This is a genomic window from Rahnella sp. P4_A8 (genome assembly GCF_056402435.1).
The window spans coordinates 1-13,040 of the sequence record NZ_JBFUHK010000016.1; the positions used below are offsets into that span (position 1 = coordinate 1).

The following is a 13,040-nucleotide window of genomic DNA, read 5'->3' on the forward strand; positions in this document are numbered from 1 at the left end:
GTGCGGATATTGCAGGGCTGCGCGACCGTTACGAGATGATCAATATCAAGCTCGACAAATGTGGTGGCCTGACAGAAGCGCTGGCCATGACCGATGTGGCTCGGCAGTTCAATCTGCGCATTATGGTCGGTTGCATGCTGGGCTCATCCATTGCGATGGAGGCGGCGCTGCCGGTAGCGGTGCAGGCGGAACGTGTCGATCTTGATGGCCCGATCTGGCTGGCGCAGGACGCTGAACCGGCATTGCGCTATGAAAACGGTGAAGTCTGGCTTTAACAGTTCAACTTATAAAGGAGGCGTTTATTGATGACAGTGCCCATTTTGCAGATTAACGATTTGTCGGTGACATTTTCCGGCCGGCAAGGCAAAACGCAGGCGCTGAAAGGCGTTTCCTTCTCTATTAATAAAGGTGAAGTGGTGGCGGTGGTGGGCGAAAGCGGATCCGGTAAGTCCGTCACTTCACTGAGTGTCATGGGTTTGCTGCCGGATTCGGCGCACGTCGATGCGGGAAGTATCGAATTTTTTGGCCGTAACGGCAAACGTCATACCCTGACGTCGCTGTCGGCAGAATCGCGCCGCAAACTGCGCGGCCAGGAAATGTCGATGATTTTTCAGGAGCCGATGACCTCGCTCAATCCGGTGCTGCGTGTAGGCGATCAGCTTACCGAAGGGCTGCTGGATCACGGCATGGCGAATAAAGCCACGGCGCTGAACAAAGCCCGCGAGCTGCTGAAACAGGTTCGTATTCCTGACGTTGAACGTATCCTTAAATGTTACCCGCATGAACTTTCCGGCGGCATGCGTCAGCGCGTGATGATTGCGCAGGCGCTGGCCTGCGATCCGGCGCTGCTGATTGCCGACGAACCCACGACGGCGCTGGATGTCACGGTACAGGCGCGTATCCTGCAAATTCTGCGCGACCTGCAACAGGGCACCGATATGTCGGTTCTGTTTATCACCCATGACATGGGCGTGGTGGCGGAAATTGCCGATCGGGTGGTGGTGATGTATCAGGGCCAGGTGGTGGAGCAGGGCAGTGTGACGGAAATTTTCGCCAACGCACAGCATCCTTATACCCGCGCCTTGCTGGCCGCCGTACCGAAACTGGGCGACATGCAGGGGCTGAAATGGCCGCGCCGCTTCCCGCTGTTAAGAGATAAAACTGGCCAAAATATTTCGCCAGAAAAGCAATCGGTTGCAGGTGATCATCCTCACATTTCAGCGGGTGATGGCGATCAGAAAACCGCCAACTACGATGCGCCGCCGTTGCTCGATGTGCGCGGATTGCGTGTCTGTTACCCGATCCGCTCCGGCGTGTTGTCACGCGTGACCAAAGAAGTTCACGCCGTGGAACAAATCGACTTCTCTATCTGGCCGGGCGAAACGCTGGCACTGGTAGGCGAGAGCGGTTGCGGCAAATCCACTACCGGTCGCGCGATTTTGCGGCTGGTGGGCAGCGAATCCGAAAGCATTCACCTCGAAGGTAAAGAAATTACCCTGATGCGCGACACCCCGTTTCAGGCTGTCCGTCGTCAGATCCAGATGGTGTTTCAGGATCCCTACGCCTCGCTCAATCCGCGTCTGACCGTCGGGTTTTCCATTGCCGAACCTTTATTACTGCATGGCCTGAAAAAGTCTCTGGCTGATGCCACGCCGGTGGTCAATCAGCTGCTGAAAAGTGTCGGACTTGAACCTTTCCATGCGCGGCGCTATCCGCACGAATTCTCCGGCGGGCAACGTCAGCGTATTGCCATCGCGCGTGCCATGGCATTGCAGCCACAGGTGATTATTGCCGACGAGGCCGTGTCTGCGCTGGATGTATCGATTCAGGCGCAGGTGGTCAATCTGATGATGGATCTTCAGCGTGATACCGGTGTTGCCTGGCTGTTTATTTCACATGACATGGCGGTGGTGGAGCGGATCGCCAACCGGGTGGCGGTGATGTACAGCGGACAGATTGTCGAGATTGGCCCGCGTGATGCCGTGTTTAGCAACCCTAAACACCCATATACCCAACGCCTGCTCAGTTCGGTACCGGTGGCGGATCCGACGCAACGTGTTTTACGCAATTTTGATGATGTGGAAGTGAAATCGCCGGTGCATCCGGCGGGTGTACAGATAGAAAAACTCAAATATTCCCGCGTCAGTGAACATCACTGGGTTGCACAGGGATAACTCAACATTCTTTTTTGGGACACACAGGAGAACACCATGCATTCGACCTTAGTGCGTAAAAGCCTGCTTGCCGCCGGACTGGCGCTTTGTTTTGCGGCGTCGGCTCAGGCCAAAGATCTGCGTATTTCCATGTATGCCGACGTGACCGGTTTTGACCCGCACGACACCACAGATACGCTGAGCTATTCCATTCAGAGCGGTATTTTTGAACGCCTGTTCCAGTTCGACAGCAAAATGGCCGTTGTGCCGGTGCTGGCGACGGATTACACCAGTAACAGCGATGCGACCGAATTCACCGTTAATCTTCGCCACGATGTGACTTTCCAGGACGGCACGCCGTTCAATGCTGATGCGGTAAAAGCCAACCTGGATCGGCTGGCCAATCCGGCCAATCATCTGAAACGTAACTCGCTGTTCAGCATGATCAAATCCGTTGATGTGGTCAGTCCGTATCAGGTAAAAATCACCCTCAACAAACCGTTTGGCGCGATGATCAACACCCTGGCGCACCCGTCGGCGGTGATGCACAGCCCGGCTTCGTTAAAGCAATACCCGAACGAACAGGATCTGAGTGTGCATCCGGTCGGCACCGGTCCGTTTAAGTTTGTGGAATGGCAGCAGGGTAAAGACGTCAAACTGGTGAAATACGACAACTACTGGCAGAAAGGCTGGCCGAAAGTAGATTCCGTCACGCTTTACCCAACGCCGGAAGATTCCACGCAGGTGGCGAAACTGAAGTCCGGCGGCGTGGACGCGGTGTATCCGCTGCCGTCCGATCTGGTGGATACCGTGAAGAGCGATCCGAAGCTGGATATTGCGCAGGATCCGGGCATCTATCTGTATTACATCGCCTTCAATACGCAGAAAAAAGAGTTCTCTGACGTGCGTGTCCGTCAGGCGATTAACTACGCTATCGACCGTAATCTGTGGCTGAAAGTCGGTTTCGCCGGTCTGGGTTCGCCGTCCACCTCGCCGCTGCCGAAAAACGTTCAGTTCTAKCAGAAACAAACCACGCCGGATTACAGCTATAACATCGCTAAAGCCAAAGCGCTGATGAAAGAAGCCGGTTACGAGAAGGGCTTCGACGTTGAAATGTGGAGCTCGAACAAAACCGACCGTATCCGCAGTGCGCAGTTCCTGAAACAACAACTTTCACTGATCGGCGTGCGCGTGAAACTGGTGCCGATGGATTCCGGTTCGCTTAACCAGCGTCTGTGGAGCACACCGAAACCGGCGGATGCCAAAGTGGAAATGTACTACGGCGCATGGTCGGCCTCTACCGGCGATGCAGACTGGGCGTTGCGTCCGCTGTTTGCCACCGAATCCTGGATCCCTTCTGCCTATAACGTCTCTTATTACAGCAACAAGCAGGTTGATGCGGCGATCACCGCCGGTCTGCAAACGGCTGATGTGGAAAAACGTAAAGCCGCCTATGCCGATGCGCAAAAACTGCTGTGGGCAGATGCGCCGGTGGCCTATCTCGGCGTGCCGGACAACCTGGTCGGTAAGAGCAAAGACCTTTCCGGCGTCTACATGCTGGCCGACGGCTCACTGATTTTTAATCAGGCACAGTTTAAGTAATTTTTTTTGCTCCTCCCCCTGCGAAGGGGGAGGCTGGGAGGGGGTTTAGCAGGCAACTTCAGATTCAGAGTTGCCATTAATACCCCACCCCAACCCTCCCCTTCGCAGGGGAGGGAGTTTACGGAATTCAGGGAATCACTTTTATGCTGACCTATTTTATCCGCCGGATACTGGAAATGATCCCCGTTTTACTGGTGGTGTCATTACTGGTTTTCGGCTTTATCAAGCTGCTGCCGGGTGACCCTGCGCGTATTTACGCCGGTCAGGATGCGCCGGTTGAGGCGGTTGAGTCAGCACGGCAACTGCTTGGTCTGAATGATCCGCTGCCTGCGCAGTACTGGCACTGGCTGGACGGCATGATTCACGGCGATCTGGGCACCACTTACCGCACGCGTCAGCCGGTGTTAAGTGTGATTGAAAGCGGGTTTATGCCGACATTGCTGCTGGCGCTGGCGGGCTTTGCCTGGTCAGTGGTGCTGGGGCTGGTGATTGGCGTGGTGTCTGCGCTCAAACGTGGAAAATGGCAGGACTGGACGCTGATGAGCATGGCGGTCGGCGGCATTTCCATGCCGCCATTCTGGCTCGGATTGTTGCTTATCCAGTTTGTCGCCATGCCGTTCGGGATATTTGCCGTCAGCGGATTTAATCAGCCCGCTGACATTATCTTACCGGCGATCACTCTGGGTTCCTCGGTGGCGGCAGTCATGGCGCGTTTCACCCGCTCAGCATTTCTCGATGTGGCGCAGGAAGATTATGTGCGCACCGCCAACGCCAAAGGATTACGCGCGCGTCTGGTGACGTGGAAACACATCATGCGTAATGCGCTGATCCCGATTATCACCATGCTTGGCCTGCAATTTGGCTTCCTGCTCGGTGGCTCGATCATTGTCGAAAGCGTGTTCAGCTGGCCGGGGCTGGGCTGGTTACTGATCGAATCCATCAAAACGCAGGATCAGCCGGTGATTCAGGCACTGGTCATGCTGTTCGTGTTTGAATTTATTCTGATAAACCTGCTGGTTGATCTGCTGTACGCGGTGGTCAATCCTGCTATCCGTCTGCGTTAGGAGCTGCTCATGACCGATCCTGTCTCTCCTCCGGGAGAAATCCAAGCGGCTGCGGTAGCCTCGCAAAACGATGATATCCGCTCGCCGTGGTACGACTTTTTTCACACCTTTATCCGTCATCCGATGGCGCTGGTCTCCGGCGGATTTATCCTGCTGCTGGTGCTTGTTGCGGTGTTCGCGCCGTGGCTGGCACCTTTTGACCCGATGACACCAGACTGGATGGCACTCGGTGTCGGTCCGACGCCGGAACACTGGTTCGGCACCGACGACTTAGGTCGCGATGTCCTCAGCCGCATCATTTATGGTGCGCGTATCTCCCTTTATGTCGGTATTTTTTCGGTCACGCTCGGCATGATTGCCGGTGTGTTACTCGGGCTGCTGGCCGGATATTACGGCCGCTGGCTGGATATGCTGATCATGCGCGGTTCCGACGTGCTGTTCGCTTTTCCGGGCATGTTGCTGGCCATTGCAGTCGTGGCTATTCTCGGTCCGGGGCTGAACAACGTGATCATCGCGGTCGCGGTATTCAGCGTGCCGGTGTTTGCCCGCATCGTGCGCGCTGCTACGTTATCGATTAAACAAAGCGCCTATGTCGAAGCAGTTCGCTGCGTCGGCGCGCCGGACAGGGTGGTGATTTTGCGTCATATCCTGCCGGGCACGCTCTCAAACGTCATCGTCTATTTCACCATGCGTATTGGCACCAGTATCCTGACCGCAGCCAGCCTGAGTTTTATCGGTCTGGGGCCGGAACCGGATGTGCCGGAGTGGGGCAATATTCTGGCGATGAGCCGTAATATGATGATGGCGGGCAAATGGAACGTCAGCGTGTTCCCGGGGCTGGCGATATTCCTCACGGTTCTGGCATTTAATCTGCTCGGCGACGCGCTGCGTGACACGCTGGATCCTAAACTGAAAAAGTAATAGTCACCGAACAGCTGAAACGGAAAACTGATGCATCCGCAACAACATGAAGATGAATTTCAGCAGCAGGCGTTGTCCGCCTTGCTGCAACGCTGGCGCAGGTCGCGCCAGATTTTCCGCCCGCGCTTCCCGTGCGGTGCCACCAATTCACTGACTGATGTGACCGGCGTGACTGTCGGACACAGCACGCTGGCCGCCGGAGATGTGCAGACCGGCGTCACCGCCATCGTGCCGCCCGGCGACGATCTGTATGAAAAGCCGTTGCCCTGTGGCGTGGCGGTGTTAAACGGTTTCGGCAAACCGATGGGGCTGATTCAGGTGATGGAGTTGGGCGAGCTGCAAACGCCGGTACTGCTCAGCAATACCTTCGCCACCGGCACGTTATTTAATGCGCTGGTGAAACGCAGCTGTCAGCAATTTCCGCAGATTGGCCGTCCTGATGCCACCATCAATCCGGTTATCCTCGAGTGCAATGATTTCTATCTTAATGATATTCAGGCGATGGCAGTGAGTGAAGACGACGCGCTGACCGCACTCGACAGCGCGACAAAAACCTTCGCCCGTGGCAGCGTGGGTGCCGGACGTGGCATGAGCAGCTTTGGCTTAAAAGGCGGGATCGGCACCGCCTCGCGCTGGTGCGAAACGCTAAACGCGACATTAGGCGTACTGGTGCTGGCGAACTTCGGCAAACTCTCTGAGCTGACGCTTGACGGCGTGCGTGCCGGCGAAGCCATCGCCCAAATCCTGCCGCAACTGGCGCCGCAGGTGGACGCCGGTTCGGTGATTATTGTGATGGCCTGCGATTGCTATCTTGACAGCCGCCAGCTCGGACGCATTGCCAAACGCGCCGGTGCCGGGTTAGGGCGTCTGGGCAGTTACTGGGGGCATGGCTCAGGGGATATCGCGCTGGCATTTTCGACGAAACGTGACGGTGTCACATTACCGGATGCCGAACTTGAGCCTTTACTGGCACTGGCGGCAGACGCCACAGAACACGCTATTATTGATGCCTTACTGAGTGCTGAAACCGTTTGCGGATTCGACGGACATTACCGGCCGGGGTTGAGTGAAGTATTAGATAATCTGGCGAACTAGCCTGGCTCCTTCCCCTCTCACGAGGGGAAGGCTGGGATGGGGTGTGGGTTTAGCCTCCGTCTGGTAACCAAACCAAAAAGGGAACGACTGATGAAAGTGTTTATCTCTGCGGACATTGAAGGTATTGCGGGTGTCATGCGTCCTGAGCAGTGCAGCCCGGGGAATTCAGATTACGAGGCCGCCCGTGCACTGATGGAAGGCGAAGTTAACGCCGCCATCGACGGCGCTTTTGCTGGTGGCGCGATGGAAGTGACGGTGGCTGACAGCCACGCGATGATGCAAAACCTGCGCGCCGATAAAATCGACCCGCGAGCCAGGCTGGTACAGGGTAAACCGCGTGGTTTATCGATGGTCGAAGGGCTGCAACAACAGCAATACGACGGCCTGATGTTTGTCGGCTATCACACTGCCGCAGGCGAAAACGGTGTACTGGCGCACACCATCAATGGCCGCGCTTTTTACCGCGTTAAACTCAACGGCAACGTGGTCGGCGAAAGCGACTTATACGCCGCTGCCGGTGCGGAACTCAACGTGCCGTTATGGCTGGTGACCGGCGACGATCACCTCGAAACCTGGATCCGCCGCTATTACCCTGAATCGCAATATGTCTGCGTCAAACGGGCGATTTCCGCCAATGCCGCCGAATCCGACAGCCCGTCGATTGCCTGTGCCAAAATCCGTAAACAGGCGACCATTGCCGTCAGCAAACCTGCGCCGCTCACTGCCGGAAGATTCAGCGCGCCTTATCATCTTGAGCTGATGACCGCCAAACCGGTCCTGGCAGATTTATTTTGTCTGATCCCCGGCGTTGAACGTCTCGATGCCGTCACCGTCGGTTATCACAGCCCGACCGTTGCTAATATTATCAGCCTGTTAAGTGCTTTCTCGTACTTAGCCATCACGCAGAAATAGGGCAGCAATGCGCTTACGCCACATCGAAGTGTTTCAGGCCGTGTTACAGGCGGGCAGCGTCAGCGGCGCGGCGCGCCTGCTCAACGTGTCGCAGCCGAATGTCAGCCGCGTGCTGAATCACGCTGAGCAGCAACTGGGTTTCACGCTGTTTGACCGTACACCGCAGGGGCTGATTGTGACGCCGGAAGGGCGGCGGTTAATGCCGGAAGTCGAAGCGTTATTCAGCCATATTCAGGCCATCGGTGAGCTGGCGGAACAGTTACGTCAGGGCGAAGGCCAGCATGTGCGCATTGGTTCGGCACACGCCCTCGGACACAGCGTGATGGCGCCGGTACTGGTGGATTTCCGCCGTCAGACGCCCGGCGGCAGCGTCGAACTGGTGACCGGACATTTCAACACGCTGAGTCAGGACTTGCTGCAATACAAAATGGATTTCGCGCTGGCATTTGGCGAGCAGGCCACGCAGGAACTGGTTGCTGAGTCGATCTATCAGGCCAATATGGTCGCGCTCCTGCCCAAAGATTCCCCGGTCGAAGGGCCGGTAACGCTGGCGTGGCTGTGTGAAAACGATCTGCTGATGTTGCAGCAGCAGGATCCGCTGGGGCAGGTGCTCAACCGCGTCCTGCGCGAAAACGGTCTGATGCCGCATTCTGCGTTGTTCATCAAAACCTACTCGGTGATCGCCGACATGGTGCTGGCAGGCGGCGGTGTCGGCGTGGTCGATACGTTTACCGCCCGGCGGTATGTTGATCAACTGAAGATCGTGGCGGTAGTGGAACCCCTGCCGTTTGAGGTGATTTTGCTGAGCCGCCGGGATCAACCGGCGTCGCAGGCGGCGCTCAGGCTCAGACAACTGATTAAGCGGAAAGTGGGGGAGTTGAAAGGAGTGCCTTTCGATCCCGTTTAGTTTTTAATTTCAAATTCAAATTCAAATTCAAATTCAAATTCAAGGTCGTGGGCGTCGGCCCACACCGACTTGGGGGACGGCTTATCGCCGCCGCCCCCCAAGACCCCCCGGGCTCTTTCACTGCGCGCTCCGCTCGCTGACTATGTTCCATAAGCCGCAGCGATAGCCGCAAAATCCCGCCGCTGCGCGGTTCCCTCCCATCGGGTTACAACCCGCGCAAAAAGATGCGCGGTTTTCCACCTCTCGTCCGGCGGTATTTTGGAACCGGCCTCAGGCTCTTAATTCACAACCTGACTGATGTTGAAATCTTAAAACTGTCTGCCCTTGAATTTAAGATCGTACGGGCGATTCAGAAATCTTGCTGAACGGAGCGGCCTGGAGACCCAAGGCTCCAGGACCGAGAGAAGGTACCGCGCAGCGGCAAGATTTCCAGCCTGTCGCGGTGATACCTGAAACATAGCCAGCCAGCGAAGCGCGCAGTGAAAAAGCGCGGGAGTCCAGAGGGCGCGCGCTTACGCGTCCTCTGGGCCAGTGTGGGCGGCGAGCCCACGACCTTGAAGTTGAAGTTGATTTTAAAGCGCCCCCGTTGCCACCGCCCCCCTGCCACTACCGGATCTCATTCACATACATAAAGTGATCGGTGCTGAACCTGTGGTGCGCCATGATCACCGGCACGGCGCTTTGATCAAACGACACTTCGTCGATCACCATCACTGCGTGCGGGGCCTCGAGTTCCAGCCATTTCAGGTCGTCGGCATCGGCCATTTCGGCGATCAACTGCTCGCGCACGGCCGCCACGCGGACCCCGTATTTTTCCAGCAGAAAACGGTAAAGCAGCGGCGGTAAATCATCCGCTGCGGGGAAGTCCGGCAGGCGTTCGGCCGGTAATACCAGCCGTTCATGCATGGCGGGAATGCCTTTAACCCGGCGTAAACGGCGGATGCGGATAACCGGTGCGCCGTCGTCGATTTGCAGCTTTTCGGCTTCACGGGCGCTGGCCTGGCCGGTCTGATGATCGAGCAAAATCGTCTCGGAATTCAGTAACGCACCGTCGCGGCCATGCAGGCGGAAATACTGAAAGAAATAACTGAGATTGTGCAGCGGTGCCCAGCCAGTGACCACGGTGCCGGTCTTGCGACGCCGCATCAGCATGCCTTCTGTCGTTAGCGCCGAAAGCGCTTTGCGTACCGTTCCCACCGAAACCCCGAAGTCTGCCGCCAGCGCATTTTCGCTCGGCAAAACCGTACCCGGCGGCAGCTCGCCAATCAGAATGGATTCGCTGATGTGACGTTTCACCACTTCATATAACGGCGCGGATTCCCTTTCGCTTAACCGGCCAAAAGGGGAAGCGTCCTGCTCTGCTTTATTTTGTTGTGTCATGCCTGATTACCTATTGACCTGAACGGGCATCTGCTTTATCTATAAACTATATAGAAATAGAATAAAGCGAGTATAGCATGTCGTGCGAAGGAAGTTTGCAAATTGCGCTGGACTCCATCCGGCAGGACGAAACCGCCATTTTACAGGATCTCAGCCAGATGCTGGCAGTAGATACCTGCTTCCCGCCGGGCACCGGTTATCCGGCATTTGCCAGCCTGATGGAATCTCTGCTGGAGCCGATGGGGTTTGTCTGTGAGCGCGTCAGCGTGCCGGAAAACTTGTGGCAAACGCCGGACGGCAGTGCGCAGGGCGAACGGGTGAATGTGATTGCTACCTTGCCGGGCAGCGCCGCCGAAGCCTGTAATCTCTATTTTCACGTCGATACTGTTCCGGCGGGCGATGGCTGGAATTACCCGCCACTGACGCTGACGCAGGCTGATGGCAAACTGATCGGTCGCGGCGCGGCAGACATGAAAGGCACGATTGTGGCGGCGCTCGCGGCAATTCGCGCTGCGCAACGTCACGGGCTGGCGCTGAAATTCAATCCGGTTCTGCTGTTGTGTACCGATGAAGAAGGTGGTCTGTACCCCGGTGTGCGCTATCTGGCGGAGCAAAAATTATTCTCCGGCCACATGCTCAGCTTTAACGGCGGGGCGGTACCGCGTATCTGGGGCGGCTGTTTCGGCAGCATCGACCTCAAAATTTGTATCACCGGCCGGTCGGCGCACTCCGGCGATCCGGTCGGGGGCATCAATGCCATTGAAGAAAGCCTGCCGCTGATGAATGCGCTGCACACGCTCAAACGTGACGTTGAACAGCGCGCTTCCGCCATGCCTGCACCCCCTCATTTCGAAGGACGTCCGCTCACATCACGTCTCACGCTGGCTGCCGCGCAAGGGGGTGGCAAAGGTTCAACCCTGCCCGCACGCTTTGAACTGCTGGTTAACCGCCGCTATTCGCCGGAAGAACCGTTCGAAACCGTCTTTAAAGAACTCACGGATTGTATCGGGCAGGCGATGAAAGATTCTGCGGCGCTGGCGGTGGAATATCACCTGATCGGCCATCTGGCTCCGGTCAGCGATCCGACCGGTCCGCACTGGCCGCGCTGGCTTGCGGCGCTCAGTCAGGGTTTTGGCTTCCACGCAAACGATTTCGCTGTCTGGGGTTCTTCCACCAGTTCCGACATGGGCTGGGTTCAGCAGGCAGGCATTCAGGAAATTTTACTCGGCGGGCTCGCCCGGCCGGAAAACCGTATCCATGCATCGGACGAATACACAACGATGCAGGACGTCGTCGCGTTATCGCAGTCAATTCTTGCTTATTTAGCTTCTGATTTTACTCCGACAGAAAATTCGCCAACCCAGGGCTTTTCGAATTCAGCAGAGAGGGTTTAATAATGTGTGCAATGAAAGGCGTTAACCGCCGTCAGTTTATCGCAGGATCCACCATTCTCACCGGCGCGGCGATGTTGCCGTGGTCGGGCAATGTCGCCGCTGCCGTTTCCAGCGCCACGGACGCCAGCGGTTCACCGCGCAAGGGCGGGGTGCTGCGCATCAGCGTAGATCAGGCCGCCGGTATGCTTAATCCGCAGCAGGCGCGCGTCAATCCGGAATATCTGCTGGCTGAGTTGCTGTACAGCGGGCTGACCCGTCTGACGCAGGACATGAAAGCTGAAGCGGATCTGGCCGAATCCTGGAAAGCCAGCGACGACCTGACGCAGTGGACCTTTACCCTGCGTAAAAACCTCAGCTTTCACGACGGTTCTGCCTGTACCTCCGCCGATGTGGTGGCCAGCCTGAATGCCATTCTCGACCCGAAAAATGCTTCACCGGGGCAACACAATATTGGCCCGATCAAAACCGTCACCGCGCCGGATGCCGATACGGTAGTGATTGGCACCGACGGTCCGTACGCCGATCTGCCGGTGATGCTGGCGTATCCCGATGCCAAAATTATTCCCGCAGCGATTGCGGGCGGCCAGCCAGAACGCCTGAGCAAAGAGGCCATCGGCACCGGACCGTTTAAACTGGTGTCGTTTGAGCCTGAACGCCTGATTGTTGTTGAGCGCAATCCGCATTATTACGATCCGTCCCGTCCGCATCTGGACCGCGTTGAAGTGGTGGTCTATCCGGATGCCATTGCAGAAGGCTCGGCGCTGATTGCCGGTGACACCGATCTGATGCTTTCCGCCGCCTCTACTGAATTTGCCCGCCTGTCAAAATCCTCCGGCATCGTGCCGCTGCGCGTGTCGTCCGGTCAGTTCCTCAACGTGAATATGGGGTGTGACACCAAACCGTTTAACGATGTGCGCGTCCGTCAGGCGCTGGCGCTGTGTGTGGATCGCAAAGCTACTGTGGATTTTGTTGCCGAAGGCTACGGCACGGCAGGTAATGATACGCCGCTCAACACGGCCTATCCGTATTACCTGAACGAACCCCTCAAAGAACCGGATTACGCCAAAGCCAAAGCGTTGCTGAAAGATGCCGGTTATCCCGACGGATTAGATCTGACGCTGATCGCTTCCGACAAACCGTCCACCCGCACCCAGCTTGGAATTGCGTTGCGCGAAATGGCCAAACCGGGTGGTTTTCGCATTAATGTGCAGACGATGGCACACAGCACTTATCTCGATCAGGTGTGGAAAAAAGGCAATTTTTACGTCGGCTTCTACAACATGCAGCCAACGCCGGATGCCGTTTTCTCCCTGCTTTACACCTCGACGGCCTCCTGGAACGAAACCCGCTGGAATAACACTGAATTTGATACCGCAGTGAAAGCCGCGCGTGAAACAGCGGATCCGGCAAAACGCACCGAACTGTACGGCAAGGCGCAAAAACTGATGCACGATCAAGTGCCGTCACTCATTCCGGCGTTCTTCGATTTGCTGGCGGCAGGGCGCGATTATGTTGCCGGTTATCAGCTGCATCCGCGTGGTGCGGTGTTCCGTCTTGATCATGTGTGGCTGACGGCGAAAGCCCCGACCCGAAAATAACAGGGGGCATTGAC

11 protein-coding genes are annotated in these 13,040 nt (G+C 56.7%); 10 read left to right on the forward strand and 1 reads right to left on the reverse strand.

The annotated features are described in order from the left end of the window. The 8 genes from AC1DUO_RS10850 to AC1DUO_RS10885 all read left to right on the forward strand — a co-directional run. Window positions 1–275 (forward strand): enolase C-terminal domain-like protein (locus AC1DUO_RS10850; protein ID WP_477987302.1); only part of this gene is annotated, 275 nt, incomplete at its 5' end. 30 nt (window positions 276–305) lie between these two features. After that, entirely contained in the window at window positions 306–2,174 is a 1,869-nt protein-coding gene (locus tag AC1DUO_RS10855; protein ID WP_015690022.1) for an ABC transporter ATP-binding protein, read from the forward strand. 36 nt (window positions 2,175–2,210) lie between these two features. After that, window positions 2,211–3,755: a glutathione ABC transporter substrate-binding protein gene (locus AC1DUO_RS10860; RefSeq protein ID WP_477987304.1), complete on the forward strand. Its 1,545-nt coding sequence runs from the start codon at window positions 2,211–2,213 to the stop codon at window positions 3,753–3,755. Window positions 3,756–3,898: 143 nt separating this feature from the next. After that, on the forward strand, window positions 3,899–4,819 hold the full coding sequence (locus tag AC1DUO_RS10865; RefSeq protein WP_013575734.1) for an ABC transporter permease subunit: 921 nt from the start codon (window positions 3,899–3,901) through the stop codon (window positions 4,817–4,819). A gap of 9 nt (window positions 4,820–4,828) precedes the next feature. Beyond that, window positions 4,829–5,740 (forward strand): ABC transporter permease subunit, encoded by a 912-nt coding sequence (locus AC1DUO_RS10870; protein ID WP_013575733.1) that lies wholly within the window; start codon window positions 4,829–4,831, stop codon window positions 5,738–5,740. 30 nt (window positions 5,741–5,770) lie between these two features. Next, complete coding sequence (locus tag AC1DUO_RS10875) at window positions 5,771–6,835, forward strand: DmpA family aminopeptidase (protein ID WP_119261709.1); 1,065 nt, start codon at window positions 5,771–5,773, stop codon at window positions 6,833–6,835. A gap of 90 nt (window positions 6,836–6,925) precedes the next feature. Then, the gene (locus AC1DUO_RS10880; RefSeq protein WP_013575731.1) at window positions 6,926–7,747 is read left to right on the forward strand and encodes a M55 family metallopeptidase; all 822 of its coding nucleotides are present in this window, start codon (window positions 6,926–6,928) and stop codon (window positions 7,745–7,747) included. Between the two features lie 7 nt (window positions 7,748–7,754). Next, the gene (locus AC1DUO_RS10885; protein ID WP_013575730.1) at window positions 7,755–8,654 is read left to right on the forward strand and encodes a LysR family transcriptional regulator; all 900 of its coding nucleotides are present in this window, start codon (window positions 7,755–7,757) and stop codon (window positions 8,652–8,654) included. Between the two features lie 606 nt (window positions 8,655–9,260). Here the strand turns inward: AC1DUO_RS10885 and AC1DUO_RS10890 are convergent. Next, window positions 9,261–10,034, reverse strand: a complete 774-nt coding sequence (locus AC1DUO_RS10890) for a GntR family transcriptional regulator (protein WP_112152613.1) — start codon at window positions 10,032–10,034, stop codon at window positions 9,261–9,263. 77 nt (window positions 10,035–10,111) lie between these two features. Between AC1DUO_RS10890 and AC1DUO_RS10895 the strand changes: the two genes are divergently transcribed. After that, window positions 10,112–11,428: a M20 family metallopeptidase gene (locus tag AC1DUO_RS10895; protein ID WP_013575728.1), complete on the forward strand. Its 1,317-nt coding sequence runs from the start codon at window positions 10,112–10,114 to the stop codon at window positions 11,426–11,428. A gap of 2 nt (window positions 11,429–11,430) precedes the next feature. Next, window positions 11,431–13,026, forward strand: coding sequence for an ABC transporter substrate-binding protein (locus tag AC1DUO_RS10900; protein ID WP_013575727.1), 1,596 nt, complete (start codon window positions 11,431–11,433; stop codon window positions 13,024–13,026). The last annotated feature ends 14 nt before the right edge of the window (window positions 13,027–13,040 follow it).